Genomic DNA, 22,246 nt, shown 5'->3' on the forward strand with positions numbered 1-22,246 from the left:
AGGTAAGACTCAAATGGAAGTCATCCTGCTGGAAAAAGTCGCCAACCTGGGCAACCTGGGCGACAAGGTGAACATCAAGGGCGGTTACGCCCGTAACTTCCTGCTGCCGCAGGGCAAGGCCACCGTCGCCACCGCCGAGAACGTCGCTGCGTTCGAAGCCCGCCGCGCCGAGCTGGAAAAGGCTGCCGCCGAGAAGAAGGCCGCTGCCGAAGCCCGTGCTGCCCAGCTCTCCGAGCTGGTGGTAACCCTCGGCGCCCACGCTGGCGACGAAGGCAAGCTGTTCGGCTCGATCGGCACCCGCGACATCGCCGAAGCCGTTTCCGCTGCCGGTTACCCGCTGGAAAAAGCCGAAGTTCGCCTGCCCAACGGCGCGCTGCGCAACACCGGTGAGTTCGACGTCGCCGTGCACCTGCACACCGACGTGGAAACCACTCTGAAGCTGATCATCGTCGCTGAGTAAGCGATCCGATCGGTAGGGCTGGGCGGGCATATGCGTGTCCGCGGCAGTCCGCTAACATCGGGCACGGTACCGGCAACGGCACCGTGCCCGTTGTTTTTTCCGCTGTTCCTTTTTCTTGCGTCGAGTCTATGAACGAGATCACCAGCCCCGAGCAATACGACCTGGAAACCACAGCCCTGAAGGTGCCGCCGCACTCGATCGAGGCCGAGCAGGCCGTGCTGGGTGGCCTGATGCTGGACAACAACGCCTGGGAGCGTGTGTCGGACTCGGTGTCCGACGGCGATTTCTACCGCCATGACCATCGCCTGATCTTCCGCGCCATCTACAAGCTGGCCGAGGCCAACCAGCCGATCGACGTGGTGACCCTCTCCGAGCAGTTGGAGAAGGAAGGACAACTGGCCCAGGTCGGCGGCCTGGCCTATCTCGGCGAACTGGCGAAGAACATTCCGTCGGTTGCCAACATCAAGGCCTACGCGCAGATCATCCGCGAGCGCGCCACCCTGCGCCAACTGATCGGCATCAGCAACGAGATCGCCGACAGCGCCTTCCACCCGGAAGGGCGCGGCGCCAACGAGATCCTCGACGAGGCCGAGCGGAAGATCTTCGAGATCGCCGAAGCGCGACCGAAGACCGGCGGGCCGGTAGGGATCAGCGATATCCTGGTCAAGACCATCGACCGCATCGACTACCTGTTCAACACCACCGAGGCGCTGACCGGGGTGTCCACCGGTTTCACCGACCTCGACGAGAAGACCAGTGGCCTGCAGCCGGCCGACCTGATCATCGTCGCCGGGCGTCCGTCGATGGGTAAGACCACCTTCGCCATGAACCTGGTCGAGAACGCGGTGATGCGCACCGACAAGGCCGTGTTGGTGTACTCCCTGGAGATGCCCTCCGACTCGATCGTGATGCGTATGCTCTCGTCGCTCGGGCGTATCGACCAGACCAAGGTGCGTTCCGGCAAGCTCGACGACGAGGACTGGCCGCGCCTGACTTCGGCGATCAACCTGCTCAACGACAAGAAGCTGTTCATCGACGATACCGCCGGCATCAGTCCCTCGGAAATGCGCGCGCGGACCCGTCGCCTGGTGCGCGAGCACGGCGATCTGGCGCTGATCATGATCGACTACCTGCAACTGATGCAGATACCCGGCTCCAGCGGCGACAACCGGACCAACGAGATTTCCGAGATTTCCCGCTCGCTGAAGGCCCTGGCGAAGGAATTCAACTGCCCGGTGATCGCCCTGTCGCAGCTCAACCGCTCCCTGGAGCAGCGACCCAACAAGCGCCCGGTGAACTCCGACTTGCGCGAATCCGGGGCGATCGAGCAGGACGCCGACGTGATCATGTTCGTCTACCGCGACGAGGTGTACCACCCGGAGACCGAGTTCAAGGGTGTCGCCGAAATCATCATCGGCAAGCAGCGTAACGGTCCGATCGGCACGGTGCGCCTGGCCTTCATCGGCAAGTACACGCGCTTCGAGAACCTTGCCGCCGGCATGTACAACTTCGAGGACGAATGACCCGGCTTGGGTCTTGCCCGGCGGGCGCCTTACCATAGGCACCCGTTTCAGTTGCAGGACCCGATGCCATGCGTCCCCTCGTTGCCACCGTCGACCTTTCCGCCATTCGCCACAACTATGCCCTGGCCAAGCGCTGCGCGCCGCAGCGCCAGGCGTTCGCGGTGGTCAAGGCGAACGCCTATGGCCACGGTGCGCGCGAAGTGGTTACCGCGTTGCACGACGATGCCGATGGCTTCGCCGTGGCCTGCCTGGAGGAGGCCGCGGAAGTCCGCGCCTTGCACGCCAGCGCGCGCATCCTGTTGCTGGAAGGCTGCTTCGAGGCGAGCGAATACGCCCTCGCCGGGCAATTGCGCCTGGACCTGGTGATCCAGGGCGCGGAGCAGGGCGAGGCGTTCCTCGCCGCCGGCCTGGATATTCCACTCAACGTCTGGCTCAAGCTCGACTCCGGCATGCACCGCCTGGGCTTCGATCCTGCCGCGCTGCGCGCCTGGCATGCGCGCCTGCGCAACCATCCTGGTGTGCGCGAGCTGAACCTGATCAGCCATTTCGCCTGCGCCGACGAACGCAACCATCCGCTCACCGAGCAGCAGGTGGAGAGTTTCCTCGGCCTGCTCGACCTGGACTTCGACCAGCGTAGCCTGGCCAACTCGGCGGCGGTGCTGACTATCCCGGCCGCCCACATGGACTGGCTGCGGCCGGGAATCATGCTCTACGGGTCGACCCCGCTGGCCGACCTGAGTGCCGCCGAACTGGGCCTGAAGCCGGCCATGAGCCTGGGCGCGCAGTTGATTTCACTGCGCGAGGTGGCCGTGGGCGAGAGCGTCGGCTACGGTGCCACCTGGATCGCCGAGCGGCCGGCGCGGATCGGCACGGTCAGTTGCGGCTACGCCGACGGCTATCCGCGTACCGCGCCGGCCGGGACTCCGGTACTGGTCGGGGGACGCCGCGCGCCCCTGGTCGGGCGGGTCTCGATGGACATGCTGGCGATCGACCTCTCCGACCTGCCGGAGGCTCGCGTTGGCGACCCGGTGGAGTTGTGGGGCGCCGGGTTGTCGGTGGACGAGGTCGCCCGTGCCTGCGGCACCCTCGGCTACGAGCTTCTGAGCAAGGTTGGTGCGCGGGTTCCGCGTGCCTTCCAGTACGGACCTGGCCGCCTATAGCGGCAGGTCTTTTTTTGAAGTCGTTAACCTGAGTGCCGGCTTTGCTGGGGCAGGCACTTGTTACGCTCTTTATAATCCTTGATCTTCTCTTGGTATTTGTAATAGCTGGATTTTGGTGTCCTCGTTAGTTGTGGGCTTTCAAAGTCGACTCCAATCATTCCGAATCGATTTCTGTAGCCGAACAGCCACTCGAAGTTGTCCAGAAGACTCCAGAATAGATACCCTTCTACTTTCACTCCTGCATGCCTGGCTGAGAGTACTGCATCAATGTGGTCAGAGAGATACTTTGCCCTGAGTGGGTCTAGTACCCTATTTCCAGTGAGTTTTTCATCGTCCACTCCGAAACCGGCTCCGTTCTCCGTTATGATCAGAGTGGGATGGTCGTATTCTTTGTTTATCTGCATTAGTAATTCGACCAGATGAGAAGGAGAGACGGGGCCGTTATAGGAAGGATACTGGTCTGGATTTGGGCGATTTGCTATTCCGAAGGGCTGGCTTGGATCGTCTTTCACCAGGGTGGGAGAGTAGAAGTTTACGCCGATGAAGTCCGGTCTTCCCTGCATGATTTTTTTCATATCATCCTGAGAGGGCTGGAACGCGGGTGCGTACTTCTGATAGAGAGTTTTTATATCTTTCGGGTAGTTTCCTTTGTAAAGCGCGTCCAGAACCCAGGCATTGTGCACAGAGTTGCAGCTCCTCTTGGCTGCGCTGTCCGGGATCTCATTATCGACACAGGGAGATAGATTCAGGGCAATACCGATTCGTCCCTTGTACCCTGCTTCCTTGTATGAGGTAACCGCTAGCGAGTTCGCCAGCAGGAGGTTGTGCATGGCCCCTGCCTGAGCTGCGCGTGACTCTACGGATAGTACTTTCTCATAAGGTGAGGGGGTTTCGGAGAGGAAGTTCTCTACCAAGGGCGTCAGGGTAAAGATATTGCCTTCCGGCTCATTGAAAGTTATGAAGTAAGGTACTTCTTCGCCAAAGTTGCTGAAAATGAGCTTTGCGTAGCCAGCGAACCAGTCGGGCGATTTAGGGGAGTGCCACCCACCTTTCTTATAAAGAGCTAGGGGCATATCCCAGTGGTAAAGTGTTACAATTGGAGTTATTCCGGCATTCTTCAAATCTTGTATGAGTATCTTGTAGTATTCGAGCCCTTTGGGGTTTGTCGTATGGCCATCGGGCAGCACTCGTGCCCAGCTTATCGAGAAACGGTACGAGTTGACTCCGAGTTTGCGCATCAGATCTATGTCTTTTAGATAGACGTCTCTGGATATCTGGTTCGTGGCAACATCGCCAGTGTGGCTCTCTCCGATAAGATACTTGGTAATGCCTCTGTGGGTGAAGGCGTCCCAGTTCGAAGGTCCTTTCCCGTCCAGATTCCAACCGCCCTCTACCTGATAGGCCGCTGAGGCCGTTCCCCAGAGAAAGTTGCAGTTTTCCTAGGGCTTCGCAGTGGCCAGTGAGGTGTCACATAGGAGCGCAAGAGAAAGAAGCGCCAGAGGGTTTTTTATATTTTTTATGAGGGATTTTCGAAAATTTTTAAATTGGAGGGGGCTTCTTCGCATTTTTATGGCTTTTTAGGTTGGTTTACGATTGTAGGAGTCTAGGTGCACTCGTGCTGTCGAGACGATTTTTATATTTCCACTCGTTTTGAGCGTTTTACTCGCAGGTCTGGAAATCATCTCTCAAAGGAACGGTAGGGTAGCTCGATATGTGGGCTGTCTCCAGGCTTCATTTGTAAGTTCAAAGGCTGTCCATGGCTTACTCCAACTGTAGCTCGTGGACCATCGCATAATCGGCGCGCCCGGCGCCCTTGACCCGGTACAGCGCCTGGTCGGCGGCCTTGTAGAGTTTGCCGAACTGCAGGGCGTCGCCGGGAAACAGGGCGACGCCGATGCTCGGTGTGATCACCAGCCACTGCTTGGCGAACTCCACCGGTTTCGCCAGTTCTCGCAGCAGGCGTTCGGCGATGTCGCGGGCATGCTGCTCGGCATTCGACCCGCCGACCAGCACGGCGAATTCGTCGCCACCGAGGCGCGCCACGCAATCCTCGGTGCGTACGCAATGGCGCAGCCGCTGGGCCACGCTCTGCAGGACGAAGTCGCCGGCATCGTGGCCATGGGTATCGTTGATCGGCTTGAAGTGATCCAGGTCGATCAGCAGCAGCGCCATGCTGTTGCCGTGGCGGCGGGCATCGTCCAGGGCGCTTTCGGCGAATTCCATCAGGTGCCTGCGGTTGCCAAGTCCGGTCAGCGAGTCGTGATGGGCGGCGTACTGCAGTTGCGCTTCGCGCATCTGCAACTGGCGATTGGCCTCGCTCAGCTCGTTGGTACGGACTTCCACGGCGCGTGCCAGGTCGCGCTGGGCGCTGTGCAGCAGGGCCAGGCGCGCGTTCTTTTCCTGGTCGGCCTGGTCCAGGGCCAGGGCCCTTTCCTGCTTCAGATCCTGGATGCGCGAGGCGAGCGCCAGGGAGAACAGCAGGGCCTCCAGGGTCAGCGCCAGCGGGAAGACCATGGCGTTGGCCGAGGTCGGCTGGACCAGCGCGGTGGCGCGCATCACGCCAAGGCTGACGCTGCCGAGCACCAGGCCGAAGCCGACCAGGTACAGGCGCGCCGTGGCCGAACCCTGGCGCCAGCGCTGCACTGCCAGGCCGATGGCGATCGGCAGGTTGGCCAGCAGGGTCAGCGCCAGCACGCCGGCCGCCTGCCAGCGCCAGCCGGCGGCGTTGAACGCCAGGCAGGCAAGGAACAGCAGGCAGCAGGCGTTCAGCAGGTGATGGGCCCAGCGTGCGTGCTGCCGGCTTTGCAGCAGGTTCTGGCTGAAGCGGATCACGCAGATGCCCCAGATCGCCAGCAGCGCCAGGCGGTCAAGCCACCAGGGCACCGCCCGCTCGGGCCAGAAATACTCGAAACCATGGCCGCTGATGCTCAGGGTCAGCACCAGCGCGCTGGCAGCGGTCAGCACGTACCAGAAATAGGCGCGATCGCGCAGGCTGGTGAAGAGGAACAGGTTGTACAGCAGCAGGGCGAGGATCAGCCCGTAGGCCATGCCGAACAGCAGGTTGCCCTGGCTGCGGTATTCCAGCAGTTCGTCGTGGCTCCAGAGTCTCAGCGGAAAGGCGTTGCCGCCGGGATCGTAGCTGCGCAGGTAGATGCGCAACGGTCCTTCGCCGGGAGGGAGCTGGAACAGCGGATGACGATAGGCGTGGTCGCGGCCTTCGGCGAAGGGTACCGCTTCGCCGCTGCGATGTTCGCGGAACCCGCCGCGCTCGTCGGGGAGGTACAGGCGCAGGTCGTGCAGGCTGGCGCTGGCGACTTCCAGCCACCAGCCGCCGGGTACCGCCTCGCGCCTCGGCAGGTCTAGGCGCAGCCACCAGGCGCTGCGACTGAGGCCGACGCTGGTGCGGCCGGCGGCGGCGACGAAGCGGCCGGCCTGCTCCGCTTGTTCGAGGTCCTCCACCGCCAGGTTGCCATCGGGGTCTTCGAGCAGGTCCAGCGAGCCGTTCAACCAGGCGCCGCTGGCCGGGCCCGTAGGAAGCTCCGGCGCTGCGTTCGACGCGGCGCTGGCCAATAGCAGGAAGACGACCGTGAACAGGGCAAGAGGGTGGCGCACGATGACTCTCCCGGGGGGCCTCTCGTGGAGGCCGGGTGAGATGACGATGGATGGAGTATAGAAAGAAGGTGGCGAAATGATGGCAGTTTTGCGAGACCAGCCGACGACAGGCAATCCCCAGTGAAAACGTCGGAATTGCTCATTTTTTGTGCTATATTCCGCGCCCGCGTTTACGCGACCCCCCATTCCTAGAGATACCCCTGGTGCCCGTGATGCAAGCCGCCAAGCCGCTGTTCGACTATCCCAAGTACTGGGCCGAGTGTTTCGGTCCGGCGCCCTTCCTGCCTATGAGTAGGGAAGAGATGGATCAGCTCGGCTGGGACTCCTGCGACATCATCATCGTCACCGGCGATGCCTACGTCGACCACCCGTCCTTCGGCATGGCCATCATCGGTCGCCTGCTGGAGGCCCAGGGGTTCCGCGTCGGCATCATCGCCCAGCCGGACTGGCAGTCGAAGGACGACTTCATGAAGCTCGGCGAGCCGAACCTGTTCTTCGGGGTGGCGGCCGGCAACATGGACTCGATGATCAACCGCTACACCGCGGACAAGAAGGTTCGTTCCGACGACGCCTATACCCCCGGCGGCCTGGCAGGCAAGCGTCCGGACCGCGCCAGCCTGGTCTACAGCCAGCGCTGCAAGGAGGCCTACAGCCATGTGCCGGTGATCCTCGGCGGGATCGAGGCCTCGCTGCGCCGTATCGCCCATTACGACTACTGGCAGGACAAGGTCCGCCGTTCCATCCTGATGGACGCCACGGCCGACATCCTGCTCTACGGCAACGCCGAGCGTGCGGTGGTGGAAATAGCCCAGCGCCTGGCCCAGGGCGAACCGCTGAGCGCGATCAGCGACGTGCGCGGCACCGCCTTCGTCCGTCGCGACACCCCGGAGGGTTGGTTCGAGATCGATTCCACGCGGATCGACCGGCCAGGCAAGATCGACAAGATCATCAACCCCTACGTGAATACCCAGGACACCGCCGCCTGCGCCATCGAGCAGGAAAAGGGCGTGCCGGAGGACCCGCAGGAAGCCAAGGTCGTGCAGTTGCTGGCGAATCCCAGGCTGACCCGGGAGAAGACCGTGATCCGCCTGCCGTCTTTCGAGAAGGTGCGCAACGACCCGGTGCTCTATGCCCATGCCAACCGCGTGCTGCACCTGGAGACCAACCCGGGCAACGCCCGTGCCCTGGTGCAGAAGCACGGCGAAGTGGATGTCTGGTTCAACCCGCCGCCCATTCCGATGAGCACCGAGGAAATGGACTACGTGTTCGGCATGCCCTATGCCCGCGTGCCGCACCCGGCCTACGGCAAGGCGAAGATACCCGCCTACGAGATGATCCGCTTCTCGGTGAACATCATGCGTGGCTGCTTCGGCGGCTGCACCTTCTGCTCGATCACCGAGCATGAGGGACGGATCATCCAGAACCGCTCGCACGACTCGATCATCCGCGAGATCGAGGAGATGCGCGACAAGGTGCCCGGCTTCACCGGCGTGGTCTCCGACCTTGGCGGACCGACGGCGAACATGTACCGCATCGCCTGCAAGAGCCCGGACATCGAGCGGCACTGCCGCAAGCCGTCCTGCGTGTTCCCCGGCATCTGCGAGAACCTCGATACCGACCACAGCTCGCTGATCGAGCTGTACCGCAAGGCCCGGGCGCTGCCGGGGGTGAAGAAGATCCTGATCGCCTCCGGCCTGCGCTACGACCTCGCCGTCGAGTCGCCCGAGTACGTCAAGGAACTGGTGACCCACCACGTCGGCGGCTACCTGAAGATCGCCCCGGAGCACACCGAGCGCGGTCCGCTGGACAAGATGATGAAACCGGGGATCGGCACCTACGACCGCTTCAAGCAGATGTTCGAGAAGTTCTCGAAGGAAGCCGGCAAGGAGCAGTACCTGATCCCGTACTTCATCGCCGCCCACCCCGGGACCACCGACGAAGACATGATGAACCTGGCCCTGTGGCTCAAGCGCAACGGCTTCCGCGCCGACCAGGTCCAGGCGTTCTATCCTTCGCCGATGGCCACTGCCACCGCGATGTATCACTCGGGCAAGAACCCGCTGCGCAAGGTCACCTACAAGAGCGATGGCGTGACCATCGTCAAGAGCGACCAGCAGCGGCGCCTGCACAAGGCCTTCCTGCGCTACCACGACCCGAAAGGCTGGCCGCTGCTGCGCGAGGCGCTGGAGCGGATGGGGCGCGCCGACCTGATCGGCAATGGCAAGCACCACCTGGTCCCGACCTACCAGCCGGATACCGGCGAATACCAGAGCGCCCGGCGGAAGAACTCCACGCCGGCCGGCAGCAAGAAGGCCGGCAAGCTGCTGACCCAGCATACCGGCCTGCCGCCACGCGCCAGCGACGGCGGCAAGCCGTGGAACAAGGGCCAGCAGAACAAGGCGACGGCCTTCGCCAAGGGCAAGAAGAAGTCGCGCCAGCCGAACATCCCGCGCTGATCGCCGGGGGCGGCCCTGCCGCCCGCAAAGCGTGCGCGGCTGCAACCTTGCCTGCGGTCGCGCACCGTCGCAGTGCATTGCCGCGGCACGACCTCCTGGGCGCCCGGGCCTGGCGGCGCTGGCACAAGTCTTGCCCTTCCGGGGCATCCCGGTCTTCACGAAGAACCGTCGTGGCGGACCCGGCAACGCCTCGTCGCTTCGCTCCGGCGTCGCGCCGCCGACTCCGCTACAGTGACCGCAACCCCAGCCCCGCGAGCCTTCGATGCCCGAGCTGCTTGCCCACTATCCGTTCACCGATACGGCCTACCACGAGTTGCTCGATCGCCAGGGCGGCGTGCGTCCCCATTGGCAGCGCCTGTTCCGCCAACTGGAGCGCAGCAGCCCTGAGCAACTGCGCCAGCGCCAGGCCCTGGTGGAGCGGCAGATCCAGGAGAACGGCGTCACCTACAACGTTTACGCCGATCCCAAGGGCACCGACCGCCCCTGGGCGCTGGACCTTCTGCCGAACCTGCTGTGCGCCGCCGAGTGGCAGCCGATCGCCGCTGGCGTGGCGCAGCGTGCTCGGCTGCTCAATGCGCTGCTGGCCGACCTGTACGGCGACCAGCGTCTGCTCGCCGAAGGGCTGCTGCCCAGCGAACTGGTCTTCGGCCATCCGAACTTCCTCTGGCCGGCGCTCGGCATCCGGCCGCCCGGCGGGATCTTCCTGCACAGCTATGCCGTGGACCTGGCGCGCGATGCCGACGGACGCTGGCAGGTCCTTGCCGACCGCACCCAGGCTCCGTCCGGCGCGGGCTATGCTCTGGAGAACCGGCAGATCGTCTCGCGGGCCTTGCCGGAACTCTATCGCGACCTGCGCGTGCAGCATCTCGCCGGGTATTTCCGCACCCTGCAGGAGACCCTCGCCAGCCAGGCCGCCGGCGACGGCGAGACGCCGCTGGTGGCGCTGCTGACTCCCGGACGTTTCAACGAAACCTACTTCGAGCATCTCTACCTGGCGCGCCAGCTCGGCTTCCCGCTGGTCGAGGGGCACGACCTGACGGTGCGCGACGCCACCCTCTATCTCAAGACCCTTGGCGGCCTGAAACGGGTGCACGCGGTATTGCGGCGCCTCGATGATGACTTCTGCGACCCGCTGGAATTGCGTACCGACTCGGCGCTGGGCATTCCCGGCCTGCTCGAGGCGGTACGCCAGGGACGCGTGCTGGTGGCCAACGCGCTGGGTAGCGGAGTGCTGGAGTCGCCCGGCCTGCTCGGCTTCCTCCCGCAGGCCTGTCGCCGCCTGCTTGGCGAGGAACTGGCGCTGCCCTCGCTCGACACCCGCTGGTGCGGCGAGCCGCAGGCCCTCGAGGCGATACTCGCGGCACTGCCCGACCTGGTGATCAAGCCGGCCTTTCCCGGCCAGCGCTGCGAACCCCTGTTCGGCCACGCCCTCGACAGTGCCGGCCTGGCATCCCTCGGCGAGCGCTTGCGCGAGCGCCCGCAGGCCTACGTGGCGCAACGCCTGGCGCAGTTGTCCCAGGCACCGGTCTGGCGCGACGGCAAGGCCGGCGTCGGCCTGCAGTCGCGGGCCATCGGCATGCGCGTATTCGCCGTCGCCGCCAGCGACGGCCGCTACTGGGTGATGCCCGGCGGCCTGACCCGCGTAGCCTCGGCGGCGGACGCCGAAGTGGTGTCGATGCAGCGCGGCGGGGCGAGCAAGGACACCTGGGTGCTGGCCGAGCGAGCCGTCGGCGGCGAGCCGTTGCGACCGCGCCGGCTCGGCGTGCGCGACCTGGTCCGCGAAGACCCCTACCTGCCGTCGCGGGTGGTGGAGAACCTGTTCTGGTACGGCCGCTATGCCGAGCGTTGCGACGACCATGCGCGCCTGTTGCGGGTGGTGCTGTCGCGCTACGTGGATGCCGATGGCGACGAAGAGGCGTTGCGTAGCGCCCTGGCCCTGGCCGGCGGCATCGGCCTGCTGCCCGGGGATGGCGAGCCGTTGGAAAGGTGCCTGTTGCGGGCGTTGCTCGACGAGCACTGGCCGGCGAGCCTGTGCGCCAACCTGCGGCGCCTGCACTGGGCGGCGGCGCAGGTGCGCGGGCGCTTGTCCGGGGAGAACTGGCTGGCCTTGCTGGAGCTGCAACGCGACATGCAGGCGCTCGATCCGGCACGCACCGACCTCGGCGAAGCGCTGGACTTCCTCAACCGGCTAGTGATGTCCCTGGCCGCGTTGTCCGGTTTCGCCCTCGACGACATGACCCGCGACGACGGCTGGCGTTTCCTGATGATCGGCCGGCGCATCGAGCGCGTGCGCTTCTTCGCCGAGAGCATCGCCGCCTTCCTCGACGGCGGTAGCGCCTGGGACGCCGGCGCGCTGGAGTGGCTGCTGGAACTGGGTAACAGCGGCATCACCTACCGCTCGCGCTACCTGGCGTCGCCGCAGCTGGTCCCGGTGCTCGACCTGCTCCTGTTGCACGAGCAGAACCCGCACTCGCTGCGCTTCCAGTTGCAGGCCCTGGAGCGTTCGCTGGAGCGCCTGCACGAGGAGTTCGGCGCGCCACGCGAGCGGGAACTCAGGGCCCTGGGCGAACGCCTGCGCAGCTTCGACCTGGCGGCCCTGGAAAGCCCGCTGTTCGGCGCGGCAGGACTCGACGAGGTGCTCTTCGGGCTGGCGCGGCTGCTGCGCGACATCGCCGCCTGCGCCGGACAGGTCTCCGATCGGCTAGGCTTGCGCTATTTCGCCCATGTCGACGATGTCAGCCAGAGAACGGTATCCACCTGATGTCCGCAACCGCACGTCGCTCCGTTCCGCTCCAGGGCGCCCGCTACCAGGTGCTGCACGACACCCATTACCGCTATGCGACGCCGGTCTCGCTGTCGCGGCAACTGGCGCATCTCTGGCCACGCGAATGTGCCTGGCAGGCCTGCCATGAGCGGGCACTGCTGATCGAGCCGGGGCCGAGCCGGCGCGAGGATGGCCACGACGCATTCGGCAATCCGCTGAGCCGGCTGGCCTTCGAGCGTCCCCACGAGGCGCTGCGGGTCAGCGCGCGACTGCAGGTCGAAGTGTTTGCCCATGCGCCGGCGCAACTGACCGCGTCGCCGGCATGGGAAACCGTCGCCGCCGGGCTGGCATTTTCCGGGCGGGCGCTGTCCGCCGCCGAGCTGGAAGCCTGCCGCTATCGCGTCGAGTCGCCCTATGTGCGCATCCAGCGGCGATTCGCCGAGTTCGCCGCCGACTGCTTCCCGCCCGGACGGCCGTTGCTGGTGGCGGCGGCGGCACTGATGGAGAAGATCTTCCGCGAGTTCGCCTTCGATGCGCAGGCCACCCAGGTGGCGACGCCGCTGGACGAAGTGCTGGAGCGCCGTCGCGGGGTCTGCCAGGACTTCGCCCACCTGATGCTCGCCTGCCTGCGCGCGCGCGGACTGGCGGCGCGCTACGTCAGCGGCTACCTGCTGACCCGCCCGCCGCCCGGACAGGCGCGACTGATCGGTGCCGACGCCTCGCATGCCTGGGTCTCGCTGTATTGCCCGGAGAACGGCTGGGTGGATTTCGACCCGACCAACGACCTGTTGCCCGACCTGGAGCACATCACCCTGGCCTGGGGGCGGGATTTTTCCGATGTGTCGCCGTTGCGCGGGGTGATCCTCGGTGGCGGTAGCCATGACCCGGAGGTGCGGGTGACGGTGCTGCCGCTACAGGAAACAGCCGGCTGATCAAAAAGTGATCGGTCTCGCGGAGGCCCTGCCGCCCGGGACTCCCGGACCTTTTCACCCAGGTTGTCCACAGCCTCGCCCACGCCGTTTGGGGACAACGAAGCGGTGCTCCGGCAAATTCGCGGCGCCGTGCTAGCTTTTCCAGAATCCGCTACGGACGTTGTCGGGCCAAGGGCCGGAGCCTGCCTTTCCGGTGCCAGGGGCGGTTCTCGTACGGAGCCAGACTCCTTCCTTGCGCACGGTGAGCGATATGGATGACACGACGATCGTCAACGTAGGTACCGAGAAGATCAACGCGCTCTGGGCGACGGTGTCCCAGTACGCCTTCGCCTTCGGCATCAAGATTCTCGCGGCCATCGCCTTCTGGGTGATCGGCCGCTGGCTGATCGGCTTCGCCGTCGGCATGGTGCAGAAATCCCTCGAGCGGCAAAAGGTCGATCCCACCGTGCTGCGCTACGTGGGTTCGTTCATCACGGTGACCCTGAACGTGCTGCTGGTGGTGGGCATCCTCGGTTTCTTCGGCATCCAGACCACCAGCCTGGCGGCGCTGATCGCGGCGGTCGGCCTGGCCATCGGCATGGCCTGGTCGGGATTGCTGGCGAACCTGGCGGCCGGCGGTTTCATCATCGTCCTGCGGCCGTTCAAGGTCGGCGACTTCATCTGCGCCGGCGGAGTGACCGGCACGGTCAAGGAGATCGGCCTGTTCACCACGGCGATCAACACTCCGGACAACGTGCTGACCATGGTCGGCAACAACAAGATATTCGGCGACAACATCCAGAACTTCACCCACAACCCGTTCCGCCGGGTCGAGTTGAAGGCACAGCTTTCCGGTGCCGCCGACTACCAGGCGGCCATCGCCCTGCTCAAGCAGCGCGTCGCGGCGATTGCCAACGTGCTCGGCGAGCCGCCGGTGGACGTGGAGATACTCGAGTTCAACCTGGTCGGGCCGGTGCTGGCGGTGCGCCCGTATTGCCACAACGACCATTACTGGCAGGTCTATTTCGATACCAACAAGGTGATCAAGGACGCCCTCGGCGCCGACTTCCCGGCACCGATGCCGGCGCAGACGGTGATCGTGCAGCAGTCCGCCGGCGCCTGATTTTCCCTGCCGGCACCGACGCCCCGTCCTGCGGGGCGTTGGCGTTTGTGCAGGGCCCCGGTGACGGGTCGTGCGGAGAAAACGGGCCATCGGCGAGTCCAACGGGCACCCCGGCGAACAAGGTATAGTGCGGGCCTGCAACCGTCGCCGCAGCCGGCCGGGTTTCATCGGGAAAAGGATTCCGTGTGTTCTTCAGATTGCTCTTGATCGCCGTCCTGCTGGCGGTATCCGCGTGCAGCTCCAAGGCTCCCGGCCCGGGGGCGTCGGTGCCGAAGGTCGTGCGCGGCGAGTATCGCGTCAAGCGCGGCGACACCCTCTATTCGATCGCCACCCGGCACGGCTGGAACTACAAGGACCTGGCGCGCGCCAACGGTATCCGCCCGCCCTACGCGGTCAAGGTCGGCCAGGTGGTGCGCTTCGACGGGCGCAAGTCGACCTACGTCGCCAGCAGCCGCTCCTCGTCGAGCACCCGTGCGCGCAAGCCGCCGCCTCCGCCGCCGTCGGTGACCCTGCGCGGCTGGCAATGGCCGATGAAGGGGCCGGTGATCCGCCGCTTCTCCAGTTCCGACAAGCTCAACAAGGGCATCCGCATCGCCGGCACCCTGGGCCAGCCGGTGCAGGCCTCGCTGGCCGGCAAGGTGGTGTTCGCGGTGAACAACATGCGTGGCTACGGCAACCTGGTGATCATCCAGCACGGTACCTCGTACACCAGCACCTACGCGCACAACAGCCGCTTGCTGGTGAAGGAGGGGCAGATGGTCGGCAAGGGCCAGAAGATCGCCGAGGCCGGTTCCTCGGATGCCGACCGGGTGCAGCTCTACTTCGAGATCCGCCAGAACGGCCGGCCGCTCGACCCGCTGAGCCTGCTGCCGCCGTCCTGAGAGAGGAGCGGATCACTGCGGGGTGCGGTCGACCCACTTCGGCGCCACGCTCGGTGTCCAGGCGGCGAGGGCATCGAGCAGCGCCTCCGGGCTGGCGCCGCGCTGCAGCATGCCGCGGTGTTCGGCGCGGACGAAACGTTCGTCGACCAGGTGGTCGAGGAAGGTCAGCAGCGGGTCGTAGAAGCCGTTCACTTCGAGCAGGCCCAGCGGCTTGGCGTGGTAGCCCAGTTGGCCCCAGGTCCAGACCTCGAACAGCTCTTCCAGGGTGCCGAGCCCGCCGGGCAGGGCGATGAAGGCGTCGGCCAGCTCGGCCATGCGCGCCTTGCGCGCGTGCATGCCGTCTACCACTTCCAGGCGGGTCAGGCCCTTGTGGCCGATCTCGGCTTCCTGCAGGCTCTGCGGGATGATCCCGATCACTTCGCCACCGGCGGCCAATGCGGCGTCCGCCACGGTGCCCATCAGGCCGACCGCGCCGCCACCGTAGACCAGGGTCAGGCCGCGCTCGGCCAGGTGCCGGCCGAGGGCCACGGCGGCTTCCTGGTAGACCGGGGAAGCGCCGGGGCTGGCGCCACAGAATACGCAGACGGAACGCAAGGTCATGATCGACTCCTGTCGGGGGTGGAAAAAGGCGCACAGGGTAGCGGCTGGGAGCGCTTCGACCAAGCCGTGCGAAGCATTGCCGGACGTTGCGTCGCAGGCGCGAAGCGGCACATCTGTGCTAAAACAGGAGTTCCCCGTAGTAAACGCCGGGCAGATCCCGCTCGATGCCCCGCCACGTCCGGTTCGGGTTTGACCTGAATCAGTGGAACTCGGTGCCCGATCGGGCAGTCTGCTCTTTCAGGATTCATCGCCCAACCTGCCTAGGAGGCTGCTCCATGCTACGTAAACTCGCTGCGGTATCCCTGCTGTCCCTGCTCAGTGCGCCGCTGCTGGCTGCCGAGTGCTCGGTGGACATCCAGGGTAACGACCAGATGCAGTTCAACACCAATGCCATCACCGTCGACAAGAGCTGCAAGCAGTTCACCGTCAACCTGTCCCACCCCGGCAACCTGCCGAAGAACGTCATGGGCCACAACTGGGTACTGAGCACCGCCGCCGACATGCAGGGCGTGGTCACCGACGGCATGGCTTCCGGCCTGGACAAGGATTACCTGAAGCCCGACGACAGCCGTGTCATCGCCCACACCAAGCTGATCGGCTCGGGCGAGAAGGACTCGGTGACCTTCGACGTCTCCAAGCTGAAGGAAGGCGAGCAGTACATGTTCTTCTGCACCTTCCCGGGCCACTCCGCGCTGATGAAGGGCACTCTGACCCTGAAGTGATGCGCGAGCGATCCGCTGCATGAAAAAGCCCGGCCGCTGCCGGGCTTTTTCATGGGCGCGCGCCGGGCTCAGCGCGCGTAGCGCGCCGCCATCGCCTCGCCGGCCAGTTGGTGCACGCGCCGGGTCGGATGCCACTCGTCCCAGAAGTAGTACTGGTCCGGGTTGGCGCAGGCCGGGCGGACGCTGGGCTGGGTCGGCTGGCAGGGCGCGTCCAGCTCCACCAGGCCATAGCGCGCCGGGTTGCGCCGCAAGTGGCGGCTGAAGGTGAGATGGTCGAACCAGCTCAGCTCCAGGCCGCGGGTCTTGCGCAGGGCGGCGAGCTGGATCGGCAGGCTGGCGTTGACCGCTTGCAGGTAGCGCTGCGCCCGCTCGACCCGGTTGCCGGCGACCACCGCCGGGACCACGCTCAGGTCGGTCGAACTGACCACCAGGAAGCGTCGTGCGCCGGCCTCTCCGAGACGCTGCACCGCGGCGCGGATGTTCGCCACGCTGCTGCCGGCCAGTTGTTCCAGGGTCTGCTCGCCGGCGAAATCCTCGTGCTCGAAGAAATCGTTGGCGGAGACGAAGATGAAGTGCAGCGCCTGGCCGTCGACCGGCTTGCCGTCCAGCGTGGCGAGGTAGGCGTCGACCTGGCCGGCGAGGCCGGTATGGCGGTAGTCGCTCATCCAGCCGTAGTAGTTGTCCGTTCCGCTCTTGGCGCCGCCCACCGCATGGTCGGCCAGTTGCGCGCCGAGCTGGCGGGCGAGCACCTCGACGGCGGTCGGGCCGTTGCTCCAGCGGCCCTGCCAGTAGACTTCGCCGGGCAACGCCTGGGCGCCGGCGATGCCCTTGGCGAGCATCTCGCGGGTCAGTCGCTGGCTTTCGCCGTTGTCCGAATAGCTGTCGCCGAAGGCGTGGATCTGCCGTACCGGCGCGAGCAGCGGGGACGTGTGTCCGCAGGCCTGGCCGGCCAGCAGGACACCGAGGAGCAGGGCGGGGAGACGGGTGCGCATGGCTGGCCTTCGCAGGGATTCAGCTTCCTTCTAGCGCGCCGCCGCGCGGACTTGAAGACCTGGTTGCGACAGGCACATTCCCGCCCGCGACAAAGGCCCGTCGACGACGGGCCTGCCGCACGGACCGGGAGGCTCAGGGCGCCTTCGGCAGTTCGCGCTTGTGCTGGGTCTTGTGGTAGGTGTCGACGATCACCCGCGCAGCTTCCTCGCGCAGCGGCTGGCCGTGCAGGAAGGCGTCGATCTCGGCATAGGTGACGCCGTGGGAAGCCTCGTCCGGATGGCCGGGGCGCAGGTCCTCGAGGTCGGCGGTGGGGATCTTCTCCACCAGGTTCTCCGGAGCGCCTAGGGCGCGGGCGAGGGCGCGTACCTGATGCTTGGCCAGGCCGCTGAGCGGAGCCAGGTCGCAGGCGCCGTCGCCGAACTTGGTGAAGAACCCCATGACCGCCTCGGCGGCATGGTCGGTGCCGATCACCAGGCCGCCGCGTGCGCCGGCGATGGCGTACTGGGCGACCATGCGGATGCGCGCCTTGATATTGCCGATGACGAAGTCGCTCTTCGCCGGCTCGAGTCCTTCCAGGGCTTCCAGCTGTTCCGCCAGGGCTTTCACCGACGGACCGATGTTGACGGTCTGCTCTTCGTCGGCGCGGATGGTCGCCAGCGAGGCCTGGGCATCGGCCTCGTCCTGCTGTACCTGGTAGGGCAGGCGCACGGCGATGAAGCGGTAGGCCTGGTCGCCGGTCTGCTCGCGCAGTTGCTCGACGGCGCGCTGGGCCAGCAGGCCGGCGGTGAGCGAGTCGACGCCGCCGCTGATCCCCAGCACCAGGGTCTTCAGCCCGGAATCCTTCAGGCACTGCTGGATGAAGGCGATGCGCCGGGCGATCTGCGCCTGCACGTCGGCCTCCGACTGGAACGGCGGCTGGACCTGCAGGGCTTGGGCGATGTCGCGTTGGATCTGTTGCATGTTCGGGCTCCCGTTAGGTGCGAAAGGATTAGGCCGGCACGTTGAAGACGTGGCGGAGGTAGGCGACGAAGTTCTCGTCGCGGCATTGGGTCTTGCCCGGGGCGTCGGATATCTTCGCCACCGGATGGCCGTTGCAGGCCGTCATCTTCAGGACGATGTTCATCGGTTCGACCCCCGGGATGTCGCAGGTCAGGTTGGTGCCGATGCCGAAGCTGACGTTGATCTTGCCACGTAGCGCGCGGAACAGCTGCAACGCCTTGGGCATGTCCAGCCCGTCGGAGAACACCAGGGTCTTGCTCAGCGGGTCGATACCCAGGCGGCGGTAGTGGGCGATGGCTTTCTCCGCCCAGGCCAGCGGGTCGCCCGAATCGTGGCGCAGGCCGTCGAAGAGCTTGGCGAAATACAGGTCGAAGTCGTCGAGGAAGGCATCCATGGTGATGCAGTCGGTCAGGGCTATGCCGAGCTGCCCGCGGTACTCGCGGACCCAGCAGTCCAGCGCCGCCTGCTGGCTGTCGACCAGCCGCGGGCCGAGTTGCTGATGGGCCATCAGCCATTCGTGGGCCATGGTGCCGATCGGCTTGAGATCGTACTCGCGGGCCAGGTGCACGTTGCTGGTGCCGACGAAGCGCCCGGGGAAGTCGCGCTTGAGGATATGCACCACTTCCTCCTGGGTGCGGTAGGAGAAGCGCCGGCGGGTGCCGAAGTCGGCGACCTGGAATTCCGCCAGCTCCTCGCTGCTGGCCTGGGCGGAGAGCCAGTCGAGCTTGCGATAGAGCTGCTCGCCGACCTGTTCCAGGACCACCTCGCGGTAGCGATAACGGTTGCGCACCTCGCTGACGATGGCCAGCAGCGGCACCTCGAAGAGGATCACGTGCAGCCATGGGCCGCGCAGGCGGATCGCCAGTTGGCCATCCTCGATGCCGGTGTGTACGTAGCGCAGGTTGAAGCGGAACAGGCTGAGGAAGCGGATGAAGTCCGGCTTCATGAACGGGATGCGTTCGAGGAAGGCGAGCTGGTCGGCGGTTACCTCGACTTCGGCGAGGCGCTCGATCTGGTAGCGGATCTCCGCCAGGTACGGACGCAGGTCCTCGGCGTTGCGGCAGCGGAATTCCCACTCCACTTCGGCGTTGGGGTAGTTGTGCAGCACCGCCTGCATCATGGTCAGCTTGTAGAAATCGGTATCGAGCAGGTTCTGCACGATGCGCTCGGCAAAGACGCTTTCGGCCATGTTCACTTCTCCTTGTCGGCGCCGGCGAGGGCGCTATCCAGTCGTTCCAGGTCGGCGCAGAGGATCACCCCTGCGTCGCGCATCTCGTCGCAGGCCCGCAGCGCGGTGTCCTCGGCGATGGCCCGGCAGGCGGGCAGGTAGAGCAGCACCTCGAAACCGGCGCGGCGCAGTTGCAGGGCGGTGTTCTTCACGCAGTAGTCCAGCGCCAGGCCACCCACCAGCACATGGCTCACGCCATTCTGCCTCAGGTATTCGATGACCCCGGTGCTGCGGCGTTCCGCCAGATCGTGGTAGCAGGCGCCGTAGGGATGCAGGTCCGGCTCCACGCCCTTCCAGACGAAGAAGTCGTAGTCGATCGGCCGCGGCAGTTCGTCGAGCAGCTCGAAGCCCGGCGTACCCGGTACGCAGTGGCTCACCCAGGTCAGGTCGGCATCCGGATAGGCCAGCGGCCGCAGCATCTGCTCGGCGCTTTCCACTACCCAGGCGGCCTTCGGGCTGTGCGCGTCCTTGCTGCCCAGGCGCAGCGCGGCGCGGCTGGCCAGTTGGTTGAGGGCGGCGCCGATGGCGTCGCCGCCGGGCACCGGCAGTTCGTCCGGGCACAGCGGGGTGAAGCCTTTCTGGGCGTCGACATCGAAGCTGGCGATCTTGCTGGGACGATTCATGGAAGCCTCCGCTTGACGGGTTGGGGCTGAATGTGGGTACATAATTCATCACGTGAAATAAGTCGTCAAGCACTTGTACTACAAAATTTCGCAGTGGAAGGTATTTTCTATGCGTGATGAAATAAGTTCCCGGATTCGCCGACTGCCTGCCGGGATGAGCGGCGGACACGCGCCCGTCTTCGCCCTCGCGGTCTACGGCGGGGCGTTCGACCCGCCGCACCCCGGCCATGAGTCGGTGATCCGCCGGGCGCTGCTTTGCGCCGAACGGGTCGCCCTGGTGCCGAGTCACCGCCACGCCTTCGGCAAGCGCATGGGCGATTTCGAGCTGCGCTGCCGCTGGCTGGCGCGGCTGGCCCGGCGGATCGATCCGCGGCGGGTGTATTGCGAACCGATCGAAGCAGGATTGATGCCCGATCATCCGGCGGTCTACAGCATCGACCTGCTGGAAGCGCTGGCCGCGCGTAGCGGCCTGGCGTCAGCGCGGATCGCCCTGCTGATCGGCGCCGACAACGAGGCGGAACTGCCGCGCTTCGAACGCGCCGCCGAATTGTGCTGGCGCTTCGGCCGGCTGGTGGCGGAGGAGCGGCTGCCGCTGCACAGCTCGATGATCCGCCAGCGCCTGCGCGAAGGGTTGGCGGTACCGGAGGCCTGGTGCCTGCCGGAAGTGAAGGACGAACTGCACTGCTATGGCGGCGAACGCCAGGCGGGTTGAAGAGAGGAGTGACGATGAGTTCAGCGGAAGTATTGGCCAGCGTGGATATCGTGGCGTTGCGCCTGAACCCCGGGCACGGACTGGAGCTGTTGCTGATCCGCCGCGCCCAGGCGCCTTTCGCCGGCCAGTGGGCCTTGCCCGGCGTGCTGGTCAACGGCCGCAGCGCCGACCACAGCCTCGACGACGCGGCGGTGCGCGCCCTGCGCGACAAGGCGCGGCTGGAGCCGGCCTACATCGAGCAGGTGGCCACGGTCGGCAACGCGGTACGCGACCCGCGCGGCTGGTCGCTGAGCGTGTTCTACCTGGTGCTGGTCGGCCCGGACACCCGGGTGGAGGACGACGACCTCGACTTCGTGCCGCTGCGCGACGTTCGCAGCGAGCGCTTCGCCCTGCCATTCGACCACGCCCAACTGGTACAGCAGGCCTGCGAGCGCCTGGCGAGCAAGTCGGTGTACAGCGCCCTGCCGCTGTTCCTGCTGGCGCCGCGCTTCACCGTGGCCGAGGCGCTGAAGGCCTTCGAGTGCGCCATCGGCCAGGAAGTCCAGCATTCCAGCCTGCGTGGCCGCCTGGAGCGGATGAAGGAGGCTGGCTGGGTCGAGGATACCGGCGAACGCCAGCGTCCTCCCATGGGGCGCCCGCAACACGTCCTGCATTTCACCCCGAAGCCGGGCGGCGCCTTCGTTTTCGACCGCAGCCTGCTGGCCTCCTGACAAACGCCTGCCGGTGCGGCAGGGCCGGTGAGGACGCTCCCTGCCGCGCTTGCCAGACGGTGAAGCGTTGGATCTGCTGCTCTCCAGTCCGTTTGCCAGCTCGACACTGGAGGGGGAGGTCTTCACCGCGCCCTCGGCGACTTCGCCGATGCTGGCATTGAGCGAGTCGATGTTCTGGCTGACCTCGCTCGCCGTGGCGGTCTGTTCTTCCGTCGCCGTGGATATCTGCGCGTTGCGCTGGGCGATACCTTCTACCGGCTGGGCGATGAGACCGAGCGCCTTTCCCGCCTCGCGGGCGCGCTGGACGCTGACCTGGGCCTGCTTGCCGTATGCCAGGGTCATCCGCTCGAGCCGTTCCAGGGGGGACCAGTGACTCGACGATTTCCTTTTCGGCGGCAGTCCGGTGGTCTGCGGAGTAATCGGCCCATGACTTCTCGATGCGCGACAGCGCTCCACTCAACTCCTGTTGCAGGCGCTCTTCATCGAAGACCCCCGCACGATACTTGTGCAGGACGTCGACCACGCTGACGGCAACGGCGTCGGCGACGATCTTGAGCTGGCTGATGGGCTTCATCCGGTTGTTGAAAAGGTCCTGGAAGCTGGCATCGAGTCGACTGGCGTTGGCCGGCGCCATCGCGATGACCGTGACGAGCATCGTCAGCGGTAGCAGCGCCAGGCCCAGCAGGCGGATTCGAACCGTGACGCCAGTGAGCATGGGACGTTCCGAGGTGAACCGAGTGAGAGTAGAGACGGTTCCACGCAGCGAAAA

17 protein-coding genes and 2 pseudogenes are annotated in these 22,246 nt (G+C 65.6%); 11 read left to right on the forward strand and 8 right to left on the reverse strand.

Annotated elements, in window-relative coordinates; translation table 11 throughout:
• Nucleotides 1–13: 13 nt before the first annotated feature.
• From rplI to alr, 3 genes are all read left to right on the forward strand, one after another.
• Nucleotides 14–460: a 50S ribosomal protein L9 gene (gene rplI / locus HMPREF2886_RS14625; RefSeq protein WP_003095627.1), complete on the forward strand. Its 447-nt coding sequence runs from the start codon at nucleotides 14–16 to the stop codon at nucleotides 458–460.
• A 128-nt stretch (nucleotides 461–588) separates the two neighbouring features.
• Complete coding sequence (gene dnaB, locus HMPREF2886_RS14630; protein WP_003100012.1) at nucleotides 589–1,983, forward strand: replicative DNA helicase; 1,395 nt, start codon at nucleotides 589–591, stop codon at nucleotides 1,981–1,983.
• A 68-nt stretch (nucleotides 1,984–2,051) separates the two neighbouring features.
• Nucleotides 2,052–3,143, forward strand: a complete 1,092-nt coding sequence (gene alr, locus HMPREF2886_RS14635; protein WP_070747690.1) for an alanine racemase — start codon at nucleotides 2,052–2,054, stop codon at nucleotides 3,141–3,143.
• A gap of 23 nt (nucleotides 3,144–3,166) precedes the next feature.
• Here the strand turns inward: alr and HMPREF2886_RS33325 are convergent.
• Together HMPREF2886_RS33325 and HMPREF2886_RS14640 are read right to left on the reverse strand one after the other, a co-directional pair.
• Nucleotides 3,167–4,561, reverse strand: a pseudogene (locus HMPREF2886_RS33325) (glycoside hydrolase family 1 protein); the annotation flags it as partial.
• A 343-nt stretch (nucleotides 4,562–4,904) separates the two neighbouring features.
• Nucleotides 4,905–6,755, reverse strand: coding sequence for a diguanylate cyclase (locus HMPREF2886_RS14640; RefSeq protein ID WP_070747693.1), 1,851 nt, complete (start codon nucleotides 6,753–6,755; stop codon nucleotides 4,905–4,907).
• 212 nt (nucleotides 6,756–6,967) lie between these two features.
• Here HMPREF2886_RS14640 and HMPREF2886_RS14645 point away from each other — a divergent pair, with 212 nt between their 5' ends.
• The 5 genes from HMPREF2886_RS14645 to HMPREF2886_RS14665 all read left to right on the forward strand — a co-directional run bounded on the left by HMPREF2886_RS14645 (nucleotide 6,968) and on the right by HMPREF2886_RS14665 (nucleotide 14,890).
• Nucleotides 6,968–9,211 (forward strand): YgiQ family radical SAM protein, encoded by a 2,244-nt coding sequence (locus HMPREF2886_RS14645; protein ID WP_057388164.1) that lies wholly within the window; start codon nucleotides 6,968–6,970, stop codon nucleotides 9,209–9,211.
• A gap of 262 nt (nucleotides 9,212–9,473) precedes the next feature.
• The gene (locus HMPREF2886_RS14650) at nucleotides 9,474–11,972 is read left to right on the forward strand and encodes a circularly permuted type 2 ATP-grasp protein (RefSeq protein WP_033967890.1); all 2,499 of its coding nucleotides are present in this window, start codon (nucleotides 9,474–9,476) and stop codon (nucleotides 11,970–11,972) included.
• Nucleotides 11,972–12,907 (forward strand): transglutaminase family protein, encoded by a 936-nt coding sequence (locus HMPREF2886_RS14655; RefSeq protein ID WP_070747696.1) that lies wholly within the window; start codon nucleotides 11,972–11,974, stop codon nucleotides 12,905–12,907. Before HMPREF2886_RS14650 ends, HMPREF2886_RS14655 begins: the two co-directional genes overlap by 1 nt.
• A gap of 250 nt (nucleotides 12,908–13,157) precedes the next feature.
• Nucleotides 13,158–14,009 (forward strand): mechanosensitive ion channel family protein, encoded by an 852-nt coding sequence (locus tag HMPREF2886_RS14660; RefSeq protein ID WP_033977095.1) that lies wholly within the window; start codon nucleotides 13,158–13,160, stop codon nucleotides 14,007–14,009.
• Between the two features lie 185 nt (nucleotides 14,010–14,194).
• Nucleotides 14,195–14,890 carry a peptidoglycan DD-metalloendopeptidase family protein gene (locus HMPREF2886_RS14665; RefSeq protein ID WP_033967893.1) on the forward strand — a complete coding sequence of 232 codons (696 nt, stop codon included), beginning with the start codon at nucleotides 14,195–14,197 and terminating at the stop codon, nucleotides 14,888–14,890.
• 12 nt (nucleotides 14,891–14,902) lie between these two features.
• Here HMPREF2886_RS14665 and HMPREF2886_RS14670 read toward each other — a convergent pair whose 3' ends face one another.
• Entirely contained in the window at nucleotides 14,903–15,490 is a 588-nt protein-coding gene (locus HMPREF2886_RS14670) for an LOG family protein (RefSeq protein WP_003109460.1), read from the reverse strand.
• A 275-nt stretch (nucleotides 15,491–15,765) separates the two neighbouring features.
• On the opposite strand from HMPREF2886_RS14670, the gene azu reads away from it, so the two are divergent.
• Nucleotides 15,766–16,212, forward strand: coding sequence for an azurin (gene azu, locus HMPREF2886_RS14675; protein WP_003095591.1), 447 nt, complete (start codon nucleotides 15,766–15,768; stop codon nucleotides 16,210–16,212).
• A 68-nt stretch (nucleotides 16,213–16,280) separates the two neighbouring features.
• Here azu and choE read toward each other — a convergent pair whose 3' ends face one another.
• The 4 genes from choE to HMPREF2886_RS14695 all read right to left on the reverse strand — a co-directional run bounded on the left by choE (nucleotide 16,281) and on the right by HMPREF2886_RS14695 (nucleotide 20,055).
• Nucleotides 16,281–17,204: a cholinesterase ChoE gene (gene choE, locus HMPREF2886_RS14680; protein ID WP_070747698.1), complete on the reverse strand. Its 924-nt coding sequence runs from the start codon at nucleotides 17,202–17,204 to the stop codon at nucleotides 16,281–16,283.
• Between the two features lie 133 nt (nucleotides 17,205–17,337).
• Entirely contained in the window at nucleotides 17,338–18,165 is an 828-nt protein-coding gene (gene nadE, locus HMPREF2886_RS14685; RefSeq protein WP_003099998.1) for an ammonia-dependent NAD(+) synthetase, read from the reverse strand.
• Nucleotides 18,166–18,193: 28 nt separating this feature from the next.
• Entirely contained in the window at nucleotides 18,194–19,393 is a 1,200-nt protein-coding gene (gene pncB / locus HMPREF2886_RS14690) for a nicotinate phosphoribosyltransferase (protein ID WP_003099996.1), read from the reverse strand.
• A gap of 2 nt (nucleotides 19,394–19,395) precedes the next feature.
• Entirely contained in the window at nucleotides 19,396–20,055 is a 660-nt protein-coding gene (locus tag HMPREF2886_RS14695) for a nicotinamidase (protein WP_033967899.1), read from the reverse strand.
• Between the two features lie 109 nt (nucleotides 20,056–20,164).
• Between HMPREF2886_RS14695 and HMPREF2886_RS14700 the strand changes: the two genes are divergently transcribed.
• The gene (locus HMPREF2886_RS14700; RefSeq protein WP_052151840.1) at nucleotides 20,165–20,767 is read left to right on the forward strand and encodes an adenylyltransferase/cytidyltransferase family protein; all 603 of its coding nucleotides are present in this window, start codon (nucleotides 20,165–20,167) and stop codon (nucleotides 20,765–20,767) included.
• A 14-nt stretch (nucleotides 20,768–20,781) separates the two neighbouring features.
• A complete protein-coding gene (locus tag HMPREF2886_RS14705) occupies nucleotides 20,782–21,477 on the forward strand; it encodes an NUDIX domain-containing protein (protein ID WP_003095579.1) in 696 nt (231 codons plus the stop codon).
• Nucleotides 21,478–21,759: 282 nt separating this feature from the next.
• Here the strand turns inward: HMPREF2886_RS14705 and HMPREF2886_RS33330 are convergent.
• A pseudogene (locus tag HMPREF2886_RS33330) lies at nucleotides 21,760–22,192 on the reverse strand (methyl-accepting chemotaxis protein); the annotation flags it as partial.
• Nucleotides 22,193–22,246: the final 54 nt, after the last annotated feature.

This window comes from Pseudomonas sp. HMSC066A08 (genome assembly GCF_001813025.1).
GTDB classification, from domain to species: domain Bacteria; phylum Pseudomonadota; class Gammaproteobacteria; order Pseudomonadales; family Pseudomonadaceae; genus Pseudomonas; species Pseudomonas aeruginosa.

Excerpts from the sequence above, each read along its gene's own strand:
- choE (WP_070747698.1), bottom strand. The coding sequence starts at position 17,204 with ATGCGCACCCGTCTCCCCGCCCTGCTCCTCGGTGTCCTGCTGGCCGGC.
- azu (WP_003095591.1), top strand. The coding sequence starts at position 15,766 with ATGCTACGTAAACTCGCTGCGGTATCCCTGCTGTCCCTGCTCAGTGCG.
- dnaB (WP_003100012.1), top strand. The coding sequence starts at position 589 with ATGAACGAGATCACCAGCCCCGAGCAATACGACCTGGAAACCACAGCC.
- HMPREF2886_RS14695 (WP_033967899.1), bottom strand. The coding sequence starts at position 20,055 with ATGAATCGTCCCAGCAAGATCGCCAGCTTCGATGTCGACGCCCAGAAA.
- HMPREF2886_RS14645 (WP_057388164.1), top strand. The coding sequence starts at position 6,968 with ATGCAAGCCGCCAAGCCGCTGTTCGACTATCCCAAGTACTGGGCCGAG.
- HMPREF2886_RS14655 (WP_070747696.1), top strand. The coding sequence starts at position 11,972 with ATGTCCGCAACCGCACGTCGCTCCGTTCCGCTCCAGGGCGCCCGCTAC.
- pncB (WP_003099996.1), bottom strand. The coding sequence starts at position 19,393 with ATGGCCGAAAGCGTCTTTGCCGAGCGCATCGTGCAGAACCTGCTCGAT.
- alr (WP_070747690.1), top strand. The coding sequence starts at position 2,052 with ATGCGTCCCCTCGTTGCCACCGTCGACCTTTCCGCCATTCGCCACAAC.
- HMPREF2886_RS14670 (WP_003109460.1), bottom strand. The coding sequence starts at position 15,490 with ATGACCTTGCGTTCCGTCTGCGTATTCTGTGGCGCCAGCCCCGGCGCT.
- HMPREF2886_RS14650 (WP_033967890.1), top strand. The coding sequence starts at position 9,474 with ATGCCCGAGCTGCTTGCCCACTATCCGTTCACCGATACGGCCTACCAC.
- nadE (WP_003099998.1), bottom strand. The coding sequence starts at position 18,165 with ATGCAACAGATCCAACGCGACATCGCCCAAGCCCTGCAGGTCCAGCCG.
- HMPREF2886_RS14660 (WP_033977095.1), top strand. The coding sequence starts at position 13,158 with ATGGATGACACGACGATCGTCAACGTAGGTACCGAGAAGATCAACGCG.
- rplI (WP_003095627.1), top strand. The coding sequence starts at position 14 with ATGGAAGTCATCCTGCTGGAAAAAGTCGCCAACCTGGGCAACCTGGGC.
- HMPREF2886_RS14700 (WP_052151840.1), top strand. The coding sequence starts at position 20,165 with ATGCGTGATGAAATAAGTTCCCGGATTCGCCGACTGCCTGCCGGGATG.
- HMPREF2886_RS14705 (WP_003095579.1), top strand. The coding sequence starts at position 20,782 with ATGAGTTCAGCGGAAGTATTGGCCAGCGTGGATATCGTGGCGTTGCGC.